Here is a 24,069-nt window from a genome sequence, read left to right on the forward strand (position 1 = left end):
CTGGCTTTTACAACCCGGAATCAGAAGCATAAGACAGCTTACTTACCGGAAGGGTTGCGTCTATATGGTGTTTTTTGATTTATCCTTACCGGAACACCTTTCCGATAATCTTACCGATCTCCACAAAATCGCCGTGGTTACTCACCGAACGTTCCTCAATGTAGACTTCCTCATCGGCCGTTTGGGGGAAGACAAGCAGGTAATTCCGGTCGGTAAAATGGTTGTTGAGCATGTCGGGGATGACGCGCATCTGCGGCATATACGACACCATGTCGCGTTTGGCCATGAGCAGAATCAGTCCTTCGTCCTTGCCGATGGTGCTGATGGCCCGCTCCATCTCGCGCCAGTTACTGACCGCCGTAAAGGCCGCTTCGATGGTAACCTTCCGCAAAATGTTCTGCAGCATATCAATCGTATCCTGCTCGCCATAGAAGCTGAGAACCGCTCCCGAGTTGCGCGCAATGTTCCAGATGCGGAGCAGGGCGTAGAAAAAGCCGGGCTCGGTATGCGACCGGAAGGGTAATATGACAACATGGCGCTTTATGGTCGAAATCGGCTGTATGGCGTGGTAGACCAGCACATTCGTTTGTCCGCCAGGTAAATAGCCGTTGTACAGGTTATACACGAATGATGGCGAAAAGCCCTTGCTGCCGTCGAGGCCGATCAGCAGGTCGGTGATTTTCTTTTCCTTAATTACGTTGTTGATGCCGTTGATGACATCGTTGTCGTAGCGCGTCAGCGGCGTGAGCGTTACATCGGCAGCAGCAGCGATATGGACGGCTTCGTGCAGGATTTTCTCCGCGTTTTTGAGCGATGATTCCTGTTTCTCTTCGTTAATGATGTTGAGCGCAAACAGCTGATCGTGGTTGGCTTTGGCCTTGATGATCAAAGCCAGATTGACCATCCGCTCGACGGTTTCCGGGTAATTGACCGCCAGCAGAATATGTTCGGTCTCCTGATTGGCGTCAGCCGCCGGTAAGCCGGCTACCGGAATGCCGGCCATGGTATTTTCATGATCGGTTTCGGCAATTTTCCGGGCATTGGCCATCGACACAAACGAGGATACGGTACACGATACCAGAATCATCAGGATGCTGCCGTTCAGCACGTGTTCATTCAGCAACCGGACCGGTTCGCCGGTTTCGGTTTCCGAGATAATAATGTTGTAGCCAACCAGTACTGCCGCTAGTGTGGCCGCCGCCGAGGCCGAACTAAGCCCGAAAATCAGCCCGCCTTCTTCCTTCCGCAGCCGGAACGTTTTTTGCGTCGCAACGGCTGCCAGGTATTTAGCGCCAACCCCGACGAGGGTCATCAGGGCCGCTACCTTAAGCGTTTCCAGACTCTTGAAAAAGACGGAAAAGTCAATCAGCATGCCGACGCTGATCAGGAAAAACGGGATAAAAATGGCATTGCCGACAAACTCAACGCGGTTCATGAGCGAGGAGGTGTGCGGGATGAGCCGGTTCAGGGCCAGCCCCGCCAGAAACGCCCCGATAATGGCTTCCACCCCCGCCAGCTCGGCCAGCAGGGCCGCCAGGTAAATCATGACCAGCACAAAAATGTATTGCGAAATCTTGTCGCTCACCCGCTTGAAAAACCACCGCCCGATAATTGGAAAAATAAGCAGGACAATAAGTCCGAAGATCACCAGCGAAACCGATAGCCGGATCCAGAATGCACTGCCGACATCGCCCTGTGCCATGCCCACCGATACCGCCAGCACCAGCAGGGCCAGAATATCGGTGATCATGGTGCCCCCGACGGTGATGTTGACCGCCAGGTTTTTGGCAACCCCCATCTTGCTCACCAGTGGATAGGCAATCAGGGTGTGTGACGAAAACAGACTCGCAAACAGGATTGAGGTCAGCGGCGTGAAACCGAGCAGGTAATACGCGCCGAGGTAGCCCAGCACCAGCGGAATCGTGAACGTATACAGGCCGAAGGTCAGGCTTTTCCACTTGTTTCGTTTAAAATCGCCCATGTCGATCTCCAGCCCGGCCAGAAACATGATGTACAGCAAACCGGTAGTGCCGGTGACGACAATGCTGCTGTCGCGGGCCAGCATATTCAGGCCGTTGGGGCCAATAACGGCGCCGGCGATGATGAGGCCAAGCAGGTGGGGTACTTTGATTTTGTTCAGCAGCAGCGGGGCAAACAAAATAATGACCAGTACGACCAGAAATTTCAGTACAGGGTCCTCTAGCGGCAGTGTCAGGTTGTGTATATTCAGAAAAAGCATTGCGGTGGCGGGGTTAATTCGTGATACGGCTTAGTTCAACGGAGAATCGGGCCGCACATTTATTATCGACACTGATGTTGCGGGTACCTTTTATTTTGTCGCGGGAAATCTCATTCAGCAAGACACTCATCTCAACCTGTTTGGCGGATGCGGAGTCTGTTTTGAAACTAAGGTTGATCTGGTTGTCTGCGAAGGCCGCATTGTAGACCCTGACCAGCTTGTTATTATTAATGACCTTGGTGATAATCCGGGTCGAGTCACTGCTGAACTCCCAGACATCATTCCGCTGGTCGCCGATTACATAGTCGGGGCAGGTCGATTCGGTACAGATCAGTTTGCTGCTCCACTGCCCGGCAATATCGGCCGGCCATTCCCGCAGAAAGGCTATGGTATCATGGTTGGCGGTGAGGCTGTCGCGCATCCGGAGCAGCGACTGGTATTCGGCTTCTTTGAGTGCAAACCGGGCTTCTTTTTCGGTTAATGCCTGCTCGCGGGCGGCCAGCTGCTGCTCGCGTTCCTGATTGCGGCAACTGTTCAGCAACAGGGCCGGAACGAGGAAAAGGAGGGGAAGGTATCGTTTCATATCGTTGATCAGTTGGTGTCTGCTGTTGAGTAAAACAGGTTTTAAGGTATAAACTATTGGCGGAAAACCAAACCTGATCGGGAAGAAAGTGACCGTATGCGGGCGTTCGGGCGGGTTTTTCAACAGCTCAGGTGCTGATTCTGACCCTTCAGACAAGCCGTGGTTTTCGATGCTGTGCCGGCATTTAATTTTGCTCCGTAAACAACAACTACACGAACATCATGTACAGAAACAGTTTGCTGGTGTGGCTATGGCTGGCGGGTATGTCGCCCGTTGCGGTAGCACAACGAGCCGCATCGGGGCCGGCGGGCCGACCCCTCACGGTTTCCGTTTTTTCGCATGGCATCAGCCTGCCGACGGTTAAGCCTCAATTAACGGATCTGAATCCGGGCCTCCGGATCGGTACGGAAATCTATTACCGGAACCGGCGCAGGAGCCAGCTATTCCAGACGCTGAATGCAGGCGGCTACGGGCATAAACAACTCCAGACAGCGCTTTTTGTGACAACGGAGCTGGGTTACCGGAAATTTATCGGCGGATTATTTGTGGAGGGCCTGCTGGGGGTTGGCGCTCTGGGCGCATCGTACTGGCTAAAGCAGTACCAGCCCGACGGCAACGGCGGGTATCAGGCCGCATCAGCGTTTGTGGTGAAAGCGGTTCCCTCGGTCAGTCTTGGCGTCGGGTACCGGTTTACGGGGGCCAACCCGGTGAGTGTGTTTGTGCAGGAGCAGGCGTTTGGCGAGGTGCCGTTTGGTTTTCGCGGACAGCCGGTGCTACCGCATGCGGCCCTGCACGTGGGTATGCGGATGTCTCTCAACCAAAACCATCATTGATCACACACCATGAAACAGACGTATTTATTACTCTTTTGCCCGCTGGTTATTGCCTGTCAGACACAGGATGTGCCACAACAACAGGCCGGTACCTGCGCGCCGGACGCCTACGCGCAACATCCTGCGCACCAGACCTATCAGGCTGAGCTAGTCCAATACCGCCTGGCTACCCATGCGCCCGGCAGCGTCATGCGGATCGTCCGCCCCGGCGAGGCCATCTGGCAGGGCGTGGCCGGTCAGTCAAACCTGGAACACCAGACAGCGATGCGCAACTGTGATCAGTTCCGGGTGGGCAGCATCACCAAAATGTTTGTCGCCGTGGCGGTTATGAAGCTCAGGGAGCAGGGTAAACTCAGTCTGGATGAGAAACTGGCGCAGGCATTACCGGGTATGGCCGGGAAAATACCGCAGGCGACGCAGATAACCATCCGGCAGTTGCTGTCGCATACGAGCGGGATTATTGATCCGCCCAACGCCGGCATGACCTATCAGCTGAACATCGTCAGCCAGGCCGCAGCGCATTACAACAAAACAATCGATCAATTGCTGACGGAGTACGTATATGGAAAACCGTTGCAGTTTGCTCCCGGTACCGGCTTCAGCTACAGCAATGCGAACTACTGGATTTTACAGCAAATCATTGAAAGTAAAACCGGTAAGCCACTACAGAGCGTCCTGAGCGAGGTTATTTTCGGGCCGCTTCAACTGAACAATACCTACCTGGAACGGCGCGATGACCGGAATGTGGTGCGGGGCTATGCCGATCTGTATGGCAACGGCACGCTGTTCGATGTCAGTAGCTGGGACCGGGCCGAAGACGATGGCAAGGCTGCGGGCGGCATCATTTCAACGGCGGCCGACCTGACCACGTTCCTGAGCGGGTTGTTTGGCGGCAAACTCCTGTCGGCCGCGAGCGTCAGCGAAATGATTGATTCGGTCAAACTGCCCGCCTGTCCGAACGGCGACTGTGAGTATGGGCTGGGTATGGAAAAATGGTTTACGGGCGCAGGCATCGCCTACGGCCACAATGGCGGGTCGGTAGGCTTTGAAGCAAACCTGTTGTATTTTGTAGAGAACAAAGGCATTTTTATGTTGTACAAAAACAACGGAAACGGCTCTGATAAACGATTGATGGACCGGTTAATGAAATGATACAAACAGAGAGCCATACCGCACTCATACCCGGCCGGAACAGCCTGCTGATCTATGCGGGGTTTGTGGGCCTGGGTCTGCTGACCTGGCTGACCGGACTGTATCTGACGGGGCAGGGGGCGGCCGGCCTCCGGATTTTCGGGCCTGAAGAAATCGGGCTCATCGTGATAGGGGGCGCAGGGGTCTGGCTGGCCCCCCGTACCGGTTTCCCCGATCTGCTCGATGCCCGTGTACCGGATTCGCAGCGGTTTTTGTTCCCGTTCCTGATTGGTCTTGGTTTCGGCGCTGCCGATATAGCGGTGTTTACCCTCGTCATGCATCCCGCGCCTGTTACGGGGCTGATGCCCTTTATGCAGCCCTTCCCGTACTCGTTGCTCTTGTATGGGTCGGGCGCACTCTATACCGACACTCTGTACCGGCTGATCCCGATTCCGGTGCTGATGTGGGGGGCGGGTAATCTGTTGCTGAAAGATACCCGGAACGAGCACCTGTTCCGGGGGCTGGCCCTGCTGACGTCGCTCATTGAACCGATTGACCAGCTGATTACCGATACGCCCGAACTGGCTTTGTACAGTTTTATGACCGGCTATGCCATGAATCTGCTCCAGGCGCTTTATTTTCGTCAGTCGGGGTTTCTGGCCGGGCTGATGATACGGCTCGGGCACTATACACTCTGGCATATCCTGTTCGGCCTGTGGGTTGAACTGCTGAACTGACCGCGTATGAATCGCCTCAATGACCGGACATTACGGATTGCCGGCCCGCTGGTATTGTGGGTCATCGGAACGGTGTTTTTTAACATGGACGTGATTTTCCGGAATCAGGTCCGGCTGGAGCGATTCATCCCTTACGGCATCCTGACCCTGTATCTGAGCTGGTTTTCGATCCGGTGGCTGGTGCAGCAGGCGCAGCGGCGTTATCCGGAGATTGAACGGACACAACGACGGATCGTCTGGATCGGTCTGACCGGTGTGCCGATGACCATGCTGCTGGTCGGAGCGCGGTTGCTGCTGACGAAGTACTGGGTGTTTGCGGGTGAAAAGGCGTGGGAGTATGGCGATATTCCGTTTATGGCCGGCATCGGGTTGTTTTACCTGACCATCATCGGGGCGATTTATGAGGCACGGTATTTCTTCGGGGCGTGGCTGAAAGAGAAAATTATCTCCGAAGAACTGCGGCGGTCGAAACTCGAAATACAACTGCGGTCGCTGAAAGAGCAGATACAGCCGCATTTTCTGTTCAACAGCCTTAATTCGTTGCAGGCGCTGGTGAAAGCCAACGAGAACCCGAAAGCCGTTCAGTTTATCGGCGATCTGGCGCAGGTATACCGCTATCTGCTCCAGAGTAACGATGAGCCGCTGATCGGGCTTGAGAAAGAACTGGCCTTTACCCATGCGTATCTGAGCCTGCTGAAGACCCGCTTCGAAGACGGGCTAAACCTCGATATGGCGATTGATCCTGCGTTCAGGGCCTGCTACCTGCCGTCGCTGACGTTACAGTTGCTGGTCGAAAACGCGGTAAAGCACAACGTGGTATCCATCAGTAAGCCATTGACGATCAAAATCTATACACGCGGAGACGGATTCCTGGTAGTCGAAAACAAGTTGCAGCGCAGACCTCGTCCGGATGTGATGTCGGACCGGAAGGGGCTGCTGACCATCAGCCAGAAATACCGGTTGTTGGGACAGCCCCCGATTGATATTCAGGAGACAGAATCGGTTTTTATGGTGACCGTCCCGTTAATTCACGAAAACATCATCCGAAAGCAGTAACTAACAGCCCGTTATGAACGTGTTGATTATTGAAGATGAGCCCCTGGCCGCCCGGCAACTCCGGTCAATGGTGCTCCAGTGTGATCCGGCCATCACGATTGTGGCGGTGCTCGACAGCGTGGAAACGTCGGTCAACTGGTTGTCGGGCCATCCGCACCCCGATTTGTTACTGGCCGATGTAGAGCTGGTCGACGGGCAAAGCTTTGACATTTTCAATCAGGTGCCGGTCAGGTGTCCGGTTATTTTTACGACGGCCTACGACGAATATGCCCTGAAAGCCTTTCAGGTACACAGTGTGGATTATCTGCTGAAACCGATCAATGAAGCGGCCCTGCGCCGGAGTCTGGATAAGTTTCAGGAAATGCGCCGGTTATTCGGGACGGGTATTCCTGCCCTGGATGTGCAGCAACTGATGACCATGCTGCGGCCTGCACCCGCCCCGCAGCCTACCGACTACAGGGAACGGTTTCTGCTCCGGCAGGGCGCACGGCTCATCCCGGTTGAGGTAGCGGATATGGCCTATTTTTTCACCCGCGACCGCCTGACGTTTGTGCAGACGTGGGAGGGACGCACGCTGATGATCGATTACCATCTGGACGATTTAGGGCAAAAGCTGAATCCGCAGCATTTTTTCCGCGCCAACCGGCAGTTTATCCTGAGTGCCCGGTCCATCAGCGACGTACACCTGCATTTCAACGGTCGCCTGAAACTGGAGCTTACCCCGCCGGTTGAGGAAGAGGTTTTTATCAGCCGCGACCGTGCCGCTGATTTCAGGGCCTGGCTGGGGGAATAAACGATAGTGGACGGCCCGGTCGTGTTGTTCACAAACATACCGTGGATAAGAACAATTGTGTTTGACTTTTTCATGTTTTCCGTGTTGTTAAGATTTGAAACAAAAGTATAATGGTCTCATGATGAGAATTTTAGCCTGAGTTAAAATCGAACGGTAACTGCAAAAAAATAATTGCTGACCAGGCGGAAAGTAAGTTGGCGACCCGGTGCCTGATTTCATTCAACCTAAGGGCTGGTCCGGAAGGTTATAGAGAGGTACAACACGGTTGACGACCTATGAAAAAGAAACTCCTCCCTTTCCTGTTGCTGGTTCAGATGGCATACGGGCAAAAACAACCGAAAGAACCGTTTATCAGCCAGTTGATACAGCGCATGACGCTGGACGAAAAAATAGGACAGCTGAACCTGCTGACCGGCGGCGAAGCCACAACCGGTTCGGTCGTGAGTACGGCGAAGGATTTCTGACTACGTTGAAAAAGTCGGTGCAGGAGAAAAAAGTAACGGTCGCCGAAATTGATGCCGCCCGTTCGTTTGTGTTGCTGAAAAACGCCGGGCCGGTGCTGCCACTGGGCCGGAAAGGTACCCTGGCGCTGATTGGCCCATTAGCCAACAACAGAGAGAATATGGCGGGGACCTGGAGTGTGTCGGGCCTGTTCGACCAGTCGGTGTCGCTGATGGACGGGCTGAAAAACGTAGCGGGCAATGCCGTGCGGGTGGTATATGCCCGCGGGGCCAACATCGTCAGCGACCCCGGACTGGAGGAGCGGATCAGTATTTTCGGAAAACCCACCTACCGCGATAACCGCAGCAATACGGTCCTGATAGAGGAAGCTGTCATGTGCCGGCCATCCTGAATACCTGGTCGGCCGCCCGGCGATGACACGAAGTGGTTTTCCAAATTCCGGTTCAACTACCTCGACGTTCCGAATACCCCGCTGTATCCGTTCGGCTACGGCCTGAGTTATACCCGTTTTACGTATGGTGAGCCCAGGCTGAATAAAACGCAGATGACCCGTAATGAGACGCTGCAACTGACCGTTGAGGTCCGGAATACTGGTGAATACGACGGGGAAGAAGTCGTGCCGCTATGCATCCGCGACAAGGTCGGCAGCATTACCCGACCGGTGCAGGAACTGAAAGGGTTTCAGAAGATGATGCTGAAAAAAGGGGATGCTCGCACCGTCACATTCCCGATAACAGCTGACATGCTGACGTTCTATAACAGCGATTTGGCGTTTGTCGCCGGGCCCGGCGAGTTTGAGGTCATGGTTGGCCCCAACTCGGCGGCGGTTCAGCGAAAGGCGTTTGTGTTGCGGTAGGCCAGTAAATTCCCCAGTTGCCGGGCCGTTCGCGACAGGTTTTCTTCCGTATGGGCAAAGGCAGCAGCTAAGTCGGTCGGTTCGTGACCAATGGCCAGCAGGGTGTCAAACCAGGCTTCGAGTGCTTCGCTGGCCCTGGCCGGTACGCGGCCGGCGAGGCCGATCACCGGAAGTCCCCGACCTTTGGCGGCCTGAGCTACGCCAAACGGGCCTTTGCCGTGTAGGGTTTGCTCGTCCAGGCTGCCTTCGCCCGTGACAACCAGATCGGCGGTGGCCAGGTGCTGGCCGAAGCCGGTGAACGTCAGGAAAAAGTCGATGCCGTTGACCAGCTGAGCGCCGGACAGCGCGTGCAGACTGGCCGACACGCCACCGGCCGCACCACCGTGTTTCAGCCCGGCGATGTCGATCCCGGTGGTGGCTTGTACCGATTCTGCCAGCCGGGACAGCCCCGCATCCAGCTGACGGACCATGTCCGGGGTGGCACCCTTTTGCGGCCCGAAGACCGCTGCGGCCCCCGTCGGCCCGACCAGCGGATTGTCGACGTCGCAGAGGATGCGGATGTCCAGCCGGGTAAGGCGCGGGTCAAGGCCGGTCAGGTCAATGTGGGTCAGGTTGGTGAGCTGCTCAGGCGTTTCGATGGCCCTGTCGTCGCGGTCGAGGAAGCGGATGCCGAGCGCGCGCAGGATGCCCGTGCCGCCATCGACCGTTGCCGATCCGCCAATGGCCAGAATCAGCTGCTCAATGCCGTGGCCGAGTGCGGCGCGGATGAGCTGGCCGGTACCGTAGGATGTCGCCAGCAAAGGGTTAAGCTCCTGACTGCTCAGCAGGTGAAGCCCCGACGCAGCGGCCATCTCGACTACCGCCGATTTTCCTCCGTTGACCAGCCCGAACGATGCCTGAGCGGGCCGGCCAAGCGGGTCTTGTACATCCACCCGGATACGTTCGCCGTTCAGGTGGTGAACAATCAGGTCGCCGGTGCCATTGCCACCGTCGCCAATCGGGAAACAGGTGCATCGACAGTCCAGTTTGCTGGCCAGAAAGCCGGCTTCGATGGCACGGGCGGCGGTGGGGGCATCCAGACTGTGTTTAAACGCATTCGGGGCAATCAGAATATGCATTTTGTTTTTCTAGGTGGTAAAGAAGTGAATGAGCAGCACATAGTTCGGGATAATCCATTTGATCACGTAGGCCTGGGCGAGGGTGAGCAGGGAAATAAACCCGAGCATGATGAAACTGTGTTTGACGGTGAACCGAAACAACTGCGCTTCCTGCCCGACCAGATTACCGGCGGCGGCCGCCACGGCAATCGATTGGGGCGAAATCATTTTGCCCACAACGCCACCCGATACGTTGGCACCAACCGTCACGACCGGATCAACGCCGATGGTTTGGGCCGTTGCGAACTGGAGTTTGCTGAACAGGGCATTGGCCGACGTATCCGAACCGGTGATGAAAACGCCCAGCCACCCCAGCACCGGCGCAAAAAACGGAAACAGCAGGTCGGTGTTGGCCAGCACATCGGCCAGGGTAAGGGTCATGCCTGAATCGTTGAGGACGTAGGCAAACGCCAGTACCGAGGCGACGGTCAGGATCGGAAAACGGAGCTGTTTCAGCGTACCGGCAAACACCTGTATTCCCTCGCGGAAGGTCAGGCCGACGAGCGGAATGGAGAACAGACCGGCCAGAAAGATGGCCGTACCCGCTGCCGACAGGTAGTTGAATTTGAAAACCTTGGCGATGGGCGCTCCGGTCTGGTTCAGAATGGCATTGTGCAGGCCCGGAAATTCAAACTGAATCATACCGGTAGCATTCAGCATGTCTTTAACGGGTTGCAGGCCCCAGGCGATGATCAGGATCGTAAGGACCATAAACGGCGACCATGCCCGGATAATCTGTTTTGTGGAATACAGCCCGGCAGGTTGCACAACCGGCGCCGGTTCGTTGGCAAACCGCCAGACCTGCTTCGGTTTCCAGACACGCAGCAGCCCCATCAGGCAGACAATCGAACCGAGTCCGCCGATGACATCGGGCAGCGAAGGCCCCAGAAAGTTCGACGACAGGTATTGCAGCAGGGCAAACGATACGCCCGACACGACCAGCGCGGGCATGATCTCACGGGCTTTGCTGACTCCCGAGATAATGGACACGAGATAAAACGGCAGAAAAACGGAAAGCAGCGGCAACGTGCGCCCGACCATCTGCGAAATGGCCAGTTCGGGAATGCCCGATACCTGCGAGGCCACCGTAATCGGGATACCGATTGACCCGAAAGCCACCGGTGCGGTGTTGGCAATCAGACAGATCCCCGACGCGTAGAGCGGATTGAACCCGAGTCCTACGAGCATGGCTGCCGTAATCGCCACCGGAGCGCCGAACCCGGCTGTTCCTTCCAGAAACGAGCCAAACGAAAAAGCAATGAGCAGCGCCTGTAAACGCCGGTCGTCGGTGATGGTTCCCATCACATATTTAATGATTTCAAACTGCCCGCTTTTGACGGTGAGATTGAACAGGAAAACGGCCATGATCACGAGCCAGCAAATCGGGAAAAGGCCGTAGAGCACACCGTGACTTACCGAGAGCAGGGCTAGTTTTACCGGCATGCCGTAGATCGTTACGGCAATGACCAGGGCAATCGCCGTGGCGATGAGGCTGGCCTGATAGCCCTTCATCTTTCGGATAATCAGCGCCCAGAAAATAAACAGAATCGGGATAGAGGCCACGAGCAACGACAGCCCGATGGTATTGAGTGGGTTAATAGGTTGTTGCCAGGTCATAGGAGGTCAGGATCAGGAATCGGGCCAAAGCCCGTTTGACAGGAAAAAGGCAATCACCGCCCCGATTTACCGTTACCCGTATGGTCACCCCCACATTATGGGTACCCCGTAGGGGCAACCCCACGTGGTTGCCCATTTACCAATGTGGTTGCCCATTTACCCACGTGGTTGCCCATTTACCCACGTGGTTGCCCGGGCTTCAGTGTGGTTGGTAGCCCGTTTGGCCATGGTCGCCGTAATGCCGTGAAAGAACATTCCGTCTGCGCCGTGTAAAGAGGGGATAGAGCAAGGGGAATAAATCCGTAATTTTGCGGTTTACTCAACAAATTTGGGTTTATTGATGATAAAAAATGCCACAATTGCCGTACTGGTCACCGTTTTATGGGTATGTCAATGGCCGGTACAGGCCCAGACCGTAAAGCAGGTACGTGTGAATGGAAGCAGCTACAATGCCGGTTCCGGGGCCGATCTGCCGGTTAAAGTATCCTTTGCCGAAGGAAAAAAACGCACGAAACTCGGGGAAAGCAACGAAAAAGGCCGTTTCGATTTCAGAGTACCATCCAATGCAAATGCCCTGATTTTTGAAGCCAAAGGCTACCATACAATGACCATACCGGTGCATTTTGTCGGCGTCATCGACCCGGAATATGCCTTTAACATGATCATTCCGATGCGGTCGAAAGATACAACTGCCGTCAGGCCGACCAATCAGCTGTATATGGGTTTCCACCGGAAAGATACCACCAACATAACCTACGAACTCCAGTACGGTAAAGAACTGTCGCACGTGACGAAATTTACGTCGAAGCAGTTCAAGGGAGCGTCCAGCTTTCTGCTGCGCGACGCCCGTCCCGGTGAATATACCATTGCCGCCTGCACCGCCGACGGGTTCCTGCTCTTTCAGGAACGTTTTGTTATTCAACCGGGGGTGAACTTCAAGGCCCTGGGTGTGAAAGGCATGGTCTACCGAAAACCGGAAATTGACGAAAAAACGCCGCCGCCGACCGACGTTCAGGTGATTTATTTTGACCAGAGCAGTTACGACCTGCGGGGCGACAACAAGCCGCCGCTGGACGTAATCGCCGGTGTCCTGCAGAAGCATCCTGACTGGAAAATCCGGATCACGGGCTATACCGATAACGTGGGTCCCCGGCAGCCAAACATGGTGCTGTCGGAATACCGGGCTAAAATTGTGGCTGGTTACCTGCGCATGAAGGGTATCCCGGAACAGCAGATGGAGGTCATCTGGAAAGGCCCCGACAAGGCCGCCGCGCCGAACGACGACGAAAAAAACAAGGAAAAGAACCGGCGTGTCGAGGTGCAGTTGCTGAGTATGTAGCGTTACCTCACTTGTTTATTAATCAGTTGTATAGTCAGTTGGGTCAGAACACTGTCGCCTTTCGGGTATTGTTTCTCCAGCACCGTTGACCCATACCGGATAACCGACCCGCTGCGCCGGTCAAAAATAACGCTGGTGTTAATCAGATAACCCCTCTCATCAGGGCCTGTTGTACCCAGATGCACTAACCCGAAGGCGACATCTGCCTGTGCCTGTTCCATGAGTTTTTGCACCGTAGGAGGCGAGGCAATTTGACGGATGTTGCCTTGTTTGCCGATTTCGCCGAATACGCGGAAGAACTCCGACCATAGCGAATCGCGTGTGGCCGGATCGGGTTTGACCGCCCTTATCGTATACCGTGCCGAAATCGTTTTTTCGGCTAACTGGTTCAGTAAACGCTCTTTTTGTTTCGTCAGCGTGCTGTCGACAACCGTGTCAGCCTCCCGGAGATCGTATTGTTTCACCTGCGCATAGACGGGGAACAAAAGAATCGTTGTGGAAGAGTTCAACGGTTTTCCGGTTTTGAAAGCACGCTGACAGCCAGTAAGACAAATCACTAAAAAAAGGAGCAGGGTAGTTTTCGGCATATGGGTTTTACATTGACGATGCGTTGGTGAGCCGGATTCCATAACCCTTAAAAAAAGCCACAATACGGAACTGAGAAAAGACAGAATTGTTGACTAAACAACCCCTGAACGTTTCAGGAACCCTGTTTTATCTGCAATTTATCGCCGGATCTCCGGCCTCTCTGGAATGGCTGACCCCTACGCTGCATTACGAATACCCGATTTCCGCTTTTTTGTGGCCAACAGTTTTCTGATCACTGCTACCTTGTTGATGCAGGAAGTAATTCTGGGCTACGAACTCTATAAACTCACTCATGAACCGCTTGCTCTTGGTCTGGTTGGGCTGGCAGAGGCGATTCCGTTTATTTCGATTTCGCTCTTTGGCGGGCACCTTGCCGATAAACGCAACAAACGCCGGATTCTGCAGCAAAGCCTGCTGGTGATCATGCTGGGGTCGGTCATTCTGTACCTGGTGTTTCAGCCGTCGGTGGTCGGGCAGATGAGTCAGACGGCACAGCTGGGCATTATTTATGGCGTGCTGATGCTGATCGGAGCGGCCAAAGGCTTTTACTCCCCGGCCAGTTCGTCGCTGAAACCGTTTCTGGTACCGCGCGAACTCTACCCCAACTCGTCGACCTGGAGCAGTTCGTTCTGGCAGGCGGGTGCCATCATTGGCCCGGGCATTGCCGGATTTCTCTACAACTGGCTGGGCCTCGACCATACGCTGATTGTTATCATCGCCCTGTTTGTGGTCTGCTTCATCCTGCTGTCGATGATTAAATCAAAGCCCGTACCGACACCGGCAGACGGGGCCGCCGTTAGTCTGTGGGAGAGCCTCAGGGAAGGCTTTGACTTTGTGTTTAAGACCAAAATCGTATTCTATTCCATTTCGCTTGATCTGGCGGCAGTTCTGTTCGGCGGGGTTGTGGCCATTCTGCCGGTCTTTGCCGAAGACATTCTGAAGGTCGGAGCCGAAGGACTGGGTTTCCTGCGGGCCGCGCCGTCGGTGGGAGCCGTGCTGACGATGATCGTCATGACCCGTTTCCCACCCATTAACAACGCCTGGCGGAACATGCTGCTGGCGGTGCTGGGCTTCGGGATATCTACGCTGATTTTTGCGTGGTCGACCAACTTTTATCTGTCATTGCTGATGCTGGCCCTGACGGGCGCGTTCGACAGTGTGAGTGTGATTATCCGGCAGACCATTCTGCAAATCTTTCCGCCCGACCACCTGCGGGGGCGTGTGGCGGCGGTTAACGGTATTTTTGTGAGTTCGTCCAACGAGATTGGCGCCTTTGAGTCGGGGCTGCTGGCAAGTGCGGTGGGGGCGGTGCCGTCGGTGGTGTTGGGCGGTTGCCTGACGCTGGTGGTCGTTACTTACGTCTATCTGCGGTCGAAGGAATTGCTGACGGTGCGGTTGTAAGGTGCATACAAAAACTCCCCGAAGGTGTTGACCCCGGGGAGTTGACAGAGCAAAGGACAGCTCCTTTACGGACAGGCTGTTCCGGCCACCACGTAGGTTATGCTATCGGTACTCGTCTGCCCGCAGGCATTGGTTGCGCTGGCCGTGAAGGTGTAGGTGCCCGGCTGCCGGACGCCGGTTGCCGAGAGAGCATACGTACCCGTCCGGCGATAAACCGTACTGAAGACATACCCGTTTGGCCCGGTTATGACAAAGGAGCTTCCTGTTCCCTGCCCCTGAATGTTGACTGCGCAGTTGCCTGGCCCTAAAACGCTCACCACCGTTGCCGAGATAGCTTTTGAAATCGGGTCCGTACAGTTTATCGAAAGCGGTTGTACGGCTACGCCTACACAGCCGTTGCGGGTTCCGGTCACCGAATAAACCGTTGTCGACACGGGTGACACCGTGATCGGGTTCGACGTCGCACCGGTACTCCAGGTATAGCTGTCGGCCCCCGAAGCGGTTAGGGTAGCACTTTGTCCGCCGGACAGGCTGGTGGCCGATGCGCCAATACTGACGGTCGGCGATTCTTTGGCGGTGATGGTGGCGGCCGTTGTTCCGGTACAGGCTCCGTCACTGATGGTCAGGCTGATCACGGTGCTGCTGGTCGGGGTAAAAATTGCTGTGGCGTCGGTGCTGCCCGTCGACCACGTATACCATACGGTAGGGGCCGAAAACGTGCTGGCGATGCGCGGGGATAAGCCGCCCGGAAGCCCGGAAGCCGTTAAGGTAACGCTTTTACCAGGACAGACCGTCAGCGCAGGGAGGGCCGAAATGGTAGCGGTTGGCAGGCTGTGCACGTCAAAGTACACCGAGGTTACGGACTGACAGCCGGACGCCGTTGTTCCGGTTACGGAATAAGTATTGGTAACACTGACACTAATCGCCTGGGTTGTTTCGCTCGTATTCCATTTGTAGGTCCCCCCGGAACCCGCGCCGTTTGCGGTCAGGGTCAGACTGGAACCGGCACATACCGTCAGAATCGGAGCAGCGGTGGGGGTAATGGTAATTGTCGGGGTGGTGGAGTTACCGGTTACCGTTACGGAAGCAGTCGTTGAACACCCATTCCCCGTTGCCGACACCGAGTAAACCCCTGATACACTAACCGTACGGGTAGTGGCGGTCGAGTTGTCATCCCAGGTGTATCCGCTGCTACCCGAAGCGGTGAGCGTTACGCCTGGATTAGCACAGCTGATGATGGCTGACGGGGCTGCCGTGATGCTGACCGACGAGACCGGGTTAACGACAATGCTGGTATTGATGGGCAGCGACGTACAGACACCATCGTTGACCGTCAGGCTAACCACCGTGTTGCTGGTGGGGGTGAAAATTGTTGATGGTGTATTGCTGCCCGTCGACCAGCTGTAGGAAACCGGTGGTGGTGCTTTGGCCGACGCAATCCGTGCCGGTGTCCCGCCGACATTGGCATTCAGCGTAACACTCTGACCCTGGCAGACGGTCAGGCCGGGCAGCGCCGAAACTGTAGCCGTTGGCCGGTTGTAGCGGTATGGAGTCACGGTGGCAGATGCGGTACAGCCCGTGGGCGAAGTAATCGTTAAGGAGTAGGGCTTACTTATACTGACAACGATTGAGGCACTCGTATCACCTGTGCTCCATAAGTAGGTGATACCATTGCCGCCCGAACTGGTAAGCGTCAGGCTGCTGCCTTCGCAAAAGGTGAGGTTAGTGCTCGGCGAAATAATGGGCGTCGGATTATCGACATTGATGCTGATGGTGCTGCTGACCGGACTGCCGTCTGAGCCGGTAACGGTAACGGTGAAGGTTTTGAGACCTGATGTCAGGGCATTCACAGAGATAGCGCTGGTATTGTTAGCTCCGCTAATGGATGCGCCGGAGGGGGCATTCCAGGTATAAGTATATGGTGTTGACCCGCCCGTTGCCGTTACGGAAAGCGTGGCTACGGTATTACCGATACAGACAGATGCTATTGAAGCTTTCGTCACAAGGGCAAGGCTAGGGGGCGCCTGGATGGTGAAACGCGCTGTACTAACAACCACATTACCGCCTTGTAAGTAAACATTAATTTTTCTGTTGCTACCTACAGAGAATGCGTCAAATGTTCCGACAATTGTGCCACTGGTAACCCCGCTTCCCAGAGCTAACAGATTTCCCGAATTACCAAACAAACTGGAGTAGGTGATTATGTTATTTTCTTCGTCGTCAATATCAAAGCCATAGTTGTTATTTTCCGTCAAGTTTGTCACAGTAACGGTTACACTTTGCCCTACGGTGTAGGTAGCTGAGGCCGGACTAATCGTAATCGTTGGAGCTGGGTCAATCGTATGCTTAATTCGTTGGGGATGGCCTTTCTCGTTGTCAGGATAGAGTTTACCGGGAGAGGCAGATGCCATTGGCAGGGTAAACAGCCACATAAACACCATCCCTGCCACCACGAACAGTAAAAGAGGGCAGGGAGCTTTGAGTTGGGTTTTCATAAAAGTGAATCTGTAGAAGAATAAGATAAGTAGATATAGGTTTAGAAAAATTTAGTAATCCACATAGGGAGACATGGTTTACTTTTTAGTAAAATCTGATCAAAAATGTAACTAATACCTAATAAAAGCAAAACTTTATATGTAATTATGAGAAGAGTAGTAGAAGAGGATAGGCTATTCCAGATCGGATAAACGTCTGTCAAAACGCATGCTTGTTCGTCAAAGCTTTGAACGGCTGACAGTCTGAAGAATCAGGGGTTAAAAAAGAAACTCCCCTGGCGTTTAAACGTCAGGGGAGTTGAAAGGGATAGCGCTTTTTGCGTACCGGATTAAGCGTGACCATGCGGGGATGAATGTTGAAGTTCGCGGATGAAAGCATCGACATTCACGTCCTGATTCAGCAGGACGCGGGTGTTAAATACTTCCCAGAATAGTTCGTCAGATAATTGGTAATTGGTTTGGAGCCGGATCATGTCCCGAATACTTTGTTTAAGCTCCTGTGCGGCTGGCCGGGTAGAAAGCGTTGCATTGTGTTGAGAATTCATGAATTTACTATGTTTTTTATCAAGCACTGAACATTCTCATTATCAAATTGTTTGCCAGGTTTAAGTGCCTGTTTTGCTTTCTTTAAATAATTATAAACACAATAGCTGATACGGTCAGTTAGCTAACATTCGGACAGATAAGTTGCAAGCGGTTTTAATCTCTGCTTGTTTTGCAGAAAACTAAGCAGTACGAAAAAATGCAGACAAAATACCTCATCTTGTGGACTCTGATGGGCATGGCCTGTCTTATGGCCGAGGCTAAACCTAAGCCGAAAAAACTGGTAAAAGTCTGGGAAACAGACACCACACTGCGGGTCCCGGAATCGGTACTCTACGACAAGCGCAGCAAAATCCTGTATGTAGCCAACATCGATGGCAAAGCCGATGCGCTGGATGGCAGCGGATTCATCTCAAAGGTGTCGCTGGATGGCAAGATTCAGAACCTCCGCTGGACGTCGGGGCTCAACGCACCGAAAGGGATGGGCATCTATAAAAACACGCTGTATGTGACAGACATTTACCGGCTCGTGGCGATCAACCTGGAAACCGGTCAGGCCGAAAAAACGTGGGATGCCCCCGACCCCAAAAATGCGTTCCTGAACGATGTCACCGTAGCCAATGACGGAACCGTGTATGTCTCCGACAACCGGTTTGACAAAATCTACCGCCTGAAGGATAATAAGTGGGAGGTATGGATGGAGGGCGAACAGCTTAACCGCCCGAACGGCTTGCTGGCCGTGAAAAAGAACCGGCTGATGGTGGGTTCAACCAAAATCGGGGCGCTGCGGGCACTGGATACCGAAACCAAAACCTTTATGACCATTGCCGACGGTATGGCCAATACCGACGGTATCGTCACCGACGGAAAAGGTTATTTTGTCTCCGACTGGAGCGGGCAGATTTTCTACGTGAGTGCCGGAGGCAATAAGGAGCAGTTGCTGGATACCCGCGAGCAGAAAAGCAACTGTGCTGATATTGAGTACGTGGCTAAGGAAAAACTGATCATCGTACCGACGTTTCTGAAAAACAAACTGGTGGCATACCGTGTCGAATAGCGCAATCATACCAACGTATGAGGGTAATCATAAACGAGCCGCAACCGGCCCTGTACTTTTGTCACATCACAAGAAAACACAGTACGGCCATGGTTACCCAAACGACAACTTCATACGCACACGAAACCGGGACCGGTTTCATGGCGAGATATCATACATTTATTGAGAAGGCAGAATTCACACGTACAGGCTGGGCCGCAACCGCGATGATGATTCAGGGTTGCATTTTATCGCCGGCCCTCTTGCTGTCAATGGCTTACCTGGGCGGTGGCGACTGGCAGTTCCTGGCGTCGATGCTTGGTTTCCTGACGGTGCTGGTACCGATTCTGGGAGCTATGCCTGTGAAATACATCGTGCCGGCTTTTTTATTCAGCCTGACGATGCACCTGCTCATCATTCTCAGTAATCTGCTCTTATAGGTTGAGGCTTACATGGAGAATAAGATAAAGCCCGGTCGCTGACCGGGCTTTACTTTTTTGGCGTAACCCTCGGGGAAGCTTAAGCCAGCAACGCCGCCGTTGCCTGACGGATCTGGTCTATGCCGAAGCCGGCCATGGCAGCATCCATCTGCTGCACGATCAGCTCATTTCCGGGGTTGCCGATACTGCCTTCGTGCGAATGCTTCAGCTCGCGGGAGGCTTTATACGAACCCTCGTTGATTTCTTTACCAACAATCCGGTAGGCCTCGCGGAATGGTACGCCCTGCAACACCAGCTCATTTACCCGTTCCACGCTGAACAGCAGGTCATACTTTTCGTCGGCCAGGAGGTTGGGCTTTACCTGAATGTTTTCGAGCGTAAAGGCCAGAATCTGCAAACAGTCCAGTATTTCGTCGAAGGCCGGCATCAGTACTTCTTTCAGAATCTGCATGTCGCGGTGGTAGCCCGAGGGCAGGTTGCTCATCACCATCGTGATTTCCATCGGCAGGGCTTTAAGGCGGTTGCTCTTGGCCCGCAGCAATTCGGCCACATCCGGATTTTTCTTGTGCGGCATGATGCTCGATCCTGTTGTGAGGGCGTCGGGCAGGGTCAGGAATCCGAAATTCTGGCTGTTATACAGGCATATGTCCATGGCCAGACGGGAAACCGTGGCAGCAATGGCGGCAATGGCGTTCAGGGCGGTCTGTTCGGTTTTTCCACGGCTCATCTGCGCGTATACCACATTGACATGCATGCCTTCGAACCCAAGCAGCTGCGTGGTCAGGGTCCGGTTCAGCGGGAACGACGACCCGTAGCCGGCACCCGAACCCAGCGGGTTGCGGTTGGCCAGCCGGAACGCCGTTTGCAGCGTCAGCATATCGTCGGCCAGGGCTTCGGCATAGGCGCCGAACCAAAGGCCAAACGACGACGGCATGGCAATCTGAAGGTGCGTGTAGCCCGGCAACAGGTCATGTTTGTGCTGCTCCGACCGGGCAATCAGCTGGTCGAATACCATCCGGGTGGCTTCGGCAACCGTCCAGAGCTGCGCGCGGGTATAGAGTTTCAGGTCGACCAGCACCTGATCATTGCGGGAGCGGCCGCTGTGAATTTTCTTGCCTATATCCCCAAGTTTGCGGGTCAGCATCAGTTCAACCTGCGAGTGTACATCTTCGATGCCGTCTTCGATGGTGAAGTTACCCGCTTCGATGTCGGCGTAGATCGTTTTCAGTTCAGCCCGCAGCTGCGCGAGGTCATCGGCCGTCAGCAGGCCGATGGTTTCAAGCATGACCGCATGGGCCAGGTTGCCCAGTACATCGAATGGTGCCAGATATACATCCATTTCGCGGTCACGGCCAACGGTGAATCGCTCTATTTTGGCGGCTGCTTCAGAGGGTTCAGCCCCAAATCCTTCTTTTTGCCAGAGTTTCAAGGTAATGTATGTATGCTAAAAATGATCGGATGGCGGTTCCGGATTGCAAAATCCGGAAGAGCGGGATGTCTGTTATCAATCCGGCAGCAAAGGTAGGGATTCTGACAACGAAAAGGGCGAACCGACTCATCAGTTCGCCCTTTTCTTCGATGCGCCGGCCAGAATCAGCGGTCCAGCCGTACTTCCATTTCCTTCGGGTCTTCGGTATCACCGGTCGGCCGGCCGGCCGGTTGCGGGAGCGGCCGTTGGGCATCTGACGGATGGACTTCGTCTTTCCGGCGGGTCATGTACGTGTATATCGCCGGAACCACGTAGAGGGTCAGTACCAGTGAGAACAACAGACCGCCCACGATCACAATACCGAGCGGCATCCGGCTTTTGGAGGCCGCACCGAGCGCGAGAGCAAGCGGGAGCGCCCCAAAGGCGGCCACGAGGGTCGTCATCAGGATCGGGCGAAGACGCATGGCCGCCGATTCGACCGCAGCGTCGTACTTATTCTTGCCTTCCTTACGTTGCTCGTTGGCAAACTCCACAATCAGGATACCGTTTTTGGTTACCAGCCCCACCAGCATGATAATGCCGATCTGGCTGAAGATATTCAGCGTCTGACCAAACAGCCACAGCGACAATACTGCCCCGGCAATGGCCAGCGGCACCGTAATCATGATGATAAACGGATCGATGAAGCTGTCGAACTGAGCGGCCAGAATCAGGTAGACCAGAATCAGCGCAAGGCCAAAGGCAAACAACGTGTTCGATGAACTTTCGGCGTAATCGCGCGACGGACCCGAGAGCGCCGTCTGGAACGTATCGTCGAGGGTACGGGCAGCAATGGCCTGCATCGCGGCTACCCCGTCGCCGATGGTTTTGCCCGGTGCCAGACCGGCCGAAACCGTTGCCGATTTAAACCGGTTGTAGTGGTATACCTGCGGCGGCGAGCTTACCTCCTGGAACTTCACCAGGTTGTCGAGCTGAATCAGCTGTCCCTGGTTGTTCCGGACGTAGAACGAGGCCAGATCGACCGGTTCGTCGCGGTTAGCGCGGTCGACCTGCCCGACCACCTGATACTGCTTCCCGTTCATGAGGAAGTAGGCCAGACGGCGGTTACTGAGTGCTAATTGAAGTGTATTCGACACGTCGAGTACCGAGAGGCCCAGGCTGGTTGCCTTTTCCCGGTCGATGGTAATATTCAGCTCCGGTTTGTTGAATTTGAGGTCAACGTCGGGGTTCTGGAAAGTCGGGTCTTTCCGTACTTCATCCATAAACACCGGCAGTTTTTCCCGCAGTTTATCGAAATTCAGGTTCTGCAGAACGAACTGAACCGGCTGCCCGCCCCCGCGCCCTACCTGAATGGTTTGTTCCTGGGTAGGGAACATCCGCGCATCGCTGATTTTTTTCAGGTTTGCCGTGAGGAAGTCGGCAATCTGCTGCTGGGATCGTTTCCGCTCCGAAGGCTCCGCCATGTTGATGAAGATAAACCCGGAGTTAACGGCCCCGCCGCCCGAGAAGCCCGGCGCAACCACACTGAAGGTCAGCCGCGTTTCCGGAATGGAGTCGAGAACCAGCTGGGTAACGCGTTCGGTAATGTTGGCCATGGCGTCGAAACTGGTACCTTCCGGTGCCGTAATCGGAATCCGCAGACGGCCACGGTCTTCCAGCGGCGCCAGTTCGGATTTCAGCATGCCGCCGATGCCCACGATGATGGCGATACAAACCGCAATCATGGCCAGCGACCAGCCCCGTGATTTCATGAAGCGGCTCAGCGAGCTTCGGTAGCTGCTGTCGAGCCACTGGAAAAACGGCTCGGTTTTTTTGTAGAACCACGAATCTTTGCCGTGGTTTTTACTGGTCAGTTTCACACTGAGTACCGGCGTCAGCGTCAGCGACACAAACGCCGAAATCAGGACCGCACCGGCAACCACAATCCCGAATTCACGGAACAGACGACCAACGAATCCCTGCAGGAAGATAATCGGCAGGAACACCACCGCCAGGGTAATCGACGTGGCAATAACGGCAAAGAAAATCTCATCCGATCCTTCCTTAGCCGCCTGCTCGGTATCCATTCCCTGCTCAATTTTCTTAAAGATGTTTTCCGTTACAACGATACCGTCATCCACCACAAGTCCCGTTGCCAGAACGATACCTAACAGTGTTAACACGTTGATACTGAAGTCGGCAATGTACATGATGAAAAACGCGCCGATCAGCGAAACCGGAATGTCAATCAGCGGGCGGAACGCAATCAGCCAGTCGCGGAAGAAGAAGTAAATGACCAGTACGACCAGCACAAACGAGAGCAGCAGGGTTTCGCCTACTTCTTCGATGGCTTTCCGGATAAACGTACTGCGGTCGATCCCGATGCTGACCTGAATATCATCCGGCAGCTCTTTCTTCAGCTGTTCATACCGCTTGTAGAACTCGTTGGCGATATCGACGTAGTTGGCACCCGGTTGCGGAATCAAGACCAGAATAACCCCTTGAATCCCGTTTTGCTTTGATTGCGTTTCTTCGTTTTCAGGACCCAGAATGGCGTTACCAACATCCTTGAACCGGACAATCTGACCCGACGTCTGGCGGACAATCAGGTTGTTGAAGTCGTCTTCGGTTAGCAGACGGCCGACCGACTTAACGGTGAGTTCGGTGTTATTGCCGTAGATTTTACCGCTTGGCAACTCAACGTTCTGGCGGGAAAGCGCCTGCTCAATGTCCTGAACGGTCATGTTGTAGGCCGCCAGTTTCAGCGGGTCAATCCACAGACGCATCGCAAACCGTTTCTGGCCGTAGATGTTTACCTGGCTGACGCCGGGAATGGTCTGTAAGCGTTCCTGCAACACGTTTTCGGCGTAGTCGGACAGCTGCATGATGTTGCGGCTGGTACTCTGCACCGGCATAAAGACGATAGGGTCGGAGTTGGCATCGGCCTTGGTTACAACCGGCGGCGCATCAATGTCCTGGGGTAACTGCCGCTGGGCCTGCGACACCTTATCCCGTACGTCGTTGGCGGCCCGTTCGAGGTCGGCACCGAGTTCAAATTCGACCGTAATCGAACTGACCCCCAGTGAACTCTGCGACGAGATATTCCGGATCCCTTCAATACTGTTGAGCGATTTTTCGATAGGCTCGGTAATCTGGGATTCGATGATTTCGGGGTTTGCCCCGGTATAGCTTGTCCGGACGGAAATAATCGGCGGGTCAATGGCCGGATATTCCCGGACCCCCAGGAACGTAAAGCCAATGACGCCAAAAAGCACGATGACGATAGACATCACCATCGCAAATACCGGCCGGTTCAGACTTAGTGAGGAAAGACTCATAACTTGGTTGATCTACG

21 protein-coding genes are annotated in these 24,069 nt (G+C 54.5%); 12 read left to right on the forward strand and 9 right to left on the reverse strand.

What is annotated here, in order from left to right:
- Positions 1 to 85: 85 nt before the first annotated feature.
- Together BLX24_RS00850 and BLX24_RS00855 are read right to left on the reverse strand one after the other, a co-directional pair.
- Entirely contained in the window at positions 86 to 2,239 is a 2,154-nt protein-coding gene (locus tag BLX24_RS00850; RefSeq protein ID WP_071501195.1) for a cation:proton antiporter, read from the reverse strand.
- A 13-nt stretch (positions 2,240 to 2,252) separates the two neighbouring features.
- Entirely contained in the window at positions 2,253 to 2,822 is a 570-nt protein-coding gene (locus tag BLX24_RS00855; protein WP_071501754.1) for a hypothetical protein, read from the reverse strand.
- A gap of 221 nt (positions 2,823 to 3,043) precedes the next feature.
- Here BLX24_RS00855 and BLX24_RS00860 point away from each other — a divergent pair, with 221 nt between their 5' ends.
- The 8 genes from BLX24_RS00860 (at position 3,044) to BLX24_RS00895 (ending at position 8,690) form a co-directional block, all read left to right on the forward strand.
- Positions 3,044 to 3,655, forward strand: a complete 612-nt coding sequence (locus BLX24_RS00860; RefSeq protein ID WP_071501196.1) for a hypothetical protein — start codon at positions 3,044 to 3,046, stop codon at positions 3,653 to 3,655.
- Between the two features lie 9 nt (positions 3,656 to 3,664).
- Positions 3,665 to 4,807 (forward strand): serine hydrolase domain-containing protein, encoded by a 1,143-nt coding sequence (locus BLX24_RS00865; protein WP_071501197.1) that lies wholly within the window; start codon positions 3,665 to 3,667, stop codon positions 4,805 to 4,807.
- Positions 4,804 to 5,523 carry a hypothetical protein gene (locus tag BLX24_RS00870; protein ID WP_071501198.1) on the forward strand — a complete coding sequence of 240 codons (720 nt, stop codon included), beginning with the start codon at positions 4,804 to 4,806 and terminating at the stop codon, positions 5,521 to 5,523. The genes BLX24_RS00865 and BLX24_RS00870 overlap by 4 nt, the downstream gene beginning before the upstream one ends.
- Before the next feature lie 6 nt (positions 5,524 to 5,529).
- Entirely contained in the window at positions 5,530 to 6,579 is a 1,050-nt protein-coding gene (locus BLX24_RS00875) for a sensor histidine kinase (RefSeq protein ID WP_071501199.1), read from the forward strand.
- A 13-nt stretch (positions 6,580 to 6,592) separates the two neighbouring features.
- On the forward strand, positions 6,593 to 7,372 hold the full coding sequence (locus BLX24_RS00880; protein WP_071501200.1) for a LytR/AlgR family response regulator transcription factor: 780 nt from the start codon (positions 6,593 to 6,595) through the stop codon (positions 7,370 to 7,372).
- Between the two features lie 275 nt (positions 7,373 to 7,647).
- On the forward strand, positions 7,648 to 7,836 hold the full coding sequence (locus BLX24_RS32530) for a hypothetical protein (RefSeq protein ID WP_071501201.1): 189 nt from the start codon (positions 7,648 to 7,650) through the stop codon (positions 7,834 to 7,836).
- 5 nt (positions 7,837 to 7,841) lie between these two features.
- Positions 7,842 to 8,225, forward strand: coding sequence for a glycoside hydrolase family 3 C-terminal domain-containing protein (locus BLX24_RS00890; protein WP_071501202.1), 384 nt, complete (start codon positions 7,842 to 7,844; stop codon positions 8,223 to 8,225).
- A gap of 153 nt (positions 8,226 to 8,378) precedes the next feature.
- Positions 8,379 to 8,690, forward strand: coding sequence for a fibronectin type III-like domain-contianing protein (locus tag BLX24_RS00895; protein WP_071501203.1), 312 nt, complete (start codon positions 8,379 to 8,381; stop codon positions 8,688 to 8,690).
- Here the strand turns inward: BLX24_RS00895 and BLX24_RS00900 are convergent.
- Entirely contained in the window at positions 8,663 to 9,808 is a 1,146-nt protein-coding gene (locus BLX24_RS00900) for a glycerate kinase (protein WP_071501204.1), read from the reverse strand. The two genes, BLX24_RS00895 and BLX24_RS00900, sit on opposite strands and share 28 nt — an antisense overlap.
- A gap of 9 nt (positions 9,809 to 9,817) precedes the next feature.
- Positions 9,818 to 11,464, reverse strand: coding sequence for an L-lactate permease (locus BLX24_RS00905; protein WP_083421735.1), 1,647 nt, complete (start codon positions 11,462 to 11,464; stop codon positions 9,818 to 9,820).
- A 340-nt stretch (positions 11,465 to 11,804) separates the two neighbouring features.
- Here BLX24_RS00905 and BLX24_RS00910 point away from each other — a divergent pair, with 340 nt between their 5' ends.
- On the forward strand, positions 11,805 to 12,803 hold the full coding sequence (locus BLX24_RS00910; protein ID WP_071501205.1) for an OmpA family protein: 999 nt from the start codon (positions 11,805 to 11,807) through the stop codon (positions 12,801 to 12,803).
- A gap of 2 nt (positions 12,804 to 12,805) precedes the next feature.
- Here BLX24_RS00910 and BLX24_RS00915 read toward each other — a convergent pair whose 3' ends face one another.
- On the reverse strand, positions 12,806 to 13,312 hold the full coding sequence (locus BLX24_RS00915) for a hypothetical protein (protein WP_143092534.1): 507 nt from the start codon (positions 13,310 to 13,312) through the stop codon (positions 12,806 to 12,808).
- 244 nt (positions 13,313 to 13,556) lie between these two features.
- On the opposite strand from BLX24_RS00915, the gene BLX24_RS00920 reads away from it, so the two are divergent.
- Positions 13,557 to 14,792 (forward strand): MFS transporter, encoded by a 1,236-nt coding sequence (locus BLX24_RS00920; RefSeq protein WP_071501207.1) that lies wholly within the window; start codon positions 13,557 to 13,559, stop codon positions 14,790 to 14,792.
- 65 nt (positions 14,793 to 14,857) lie between these two features.
- Here the strand turns inward: BLX24_RS00920 and BLX24_RS00925 are convergent, their stop codons facing one another.
- A complete protein-coding gene (locus BLX24_RS00925; RefSeq protein ID WP_071501208.1) occupies positions 14,858 to 17,287 on the reverse strand; it encodes a beta strand repeat-containing protein in 2,430 nt (809 codons plus the stop codon).
- Between the two features lie 329 nt (positions 17,288 to 17,616).
- Positions 17,617 to 17,832, reverse strand: a complete 216-nt coding sequence (locus BLX24_RS00930; protein WP_071501209.1) for a hypothetical protein — start codon at positions 17,830 to 17,832, stop codon at positions 17,617 to 17,619.
- A 197-nt stretch (positions 17,833 to 18,029) separates the two neighbouring features.
- Here BLX24_RS00930 and BLX24_RS00935 point away from each other — a divergent pair, with 197 nt between their 5' ends.
- Together BLX24_RS00935 and BLX24_RS00940 are read left to right on the forward strand one after the other, a co-directional pair.
- Positions 18,030 to 18,887, forward strand: a complete 858-nt coding sequence (locus BLX24_RS00935) for an SMP-30/gluconolactonase/LRE family protein (RefSeq protein WP_071501210.1) — start codon at positions 18,030 to 18,032, stop codon at positions 18,885 to 18,887.
- A 140-nt stretch (positions 18,888 to 19,027) separates the two neighbouring features.
- A complete protein-coding gene (locus tag BLX24_RS00940; RefSeq protein ID WP_071501755.1) occupies positions 19,028 to 19,306 on the forward strand; it encodes a hypothetical protein in 279 nt (92 codons plus the stop codon).
- A 79-nt stretch (positions 19,307 to 19,385) separates the two neighbouring features.
- Here BLX24_RS00940 and argH read toward each other — a convergent pair whose 3' ends face one another.
- Together argH and BLX24_RS00950 are read right to left on the reverse strand one after the other, a co-directional pair.
- Entirely contained in the window at positions 19,386 to 20,735 is a 1,350-nt protein-coding gene (gene argH / locus BLX24_RS00945; protein WP_071501211.1) for an argininosuccinate lyase, read from the reverse strand.
- Between the two features lie 164 nt (positions 20,736 to 20,899).
- Positions 20,900 to 24,052, reverse strand: a complete 3,153-nt coding sequence (locus BLX24_RS00950; RefSeq protein WP_071501212.1) for an efflux RND transporter permease subunit — start codon at positions 24,050 to 24,052, stop codon at positions 20,900 to 20,902.
- Positions 24,053 to 24,069: the final 17 nt, after the last annotated feature.

The organism is Arsenicibacter rosenii, assembly GCF_001870735.1.
GTDB classification, from domain to species: Bacteria; Bacteroidota; Bacteroidia; order Cytophagales; family Spirosomataceae; genus Arsenicibacter; species Arsenicibacter rosenii.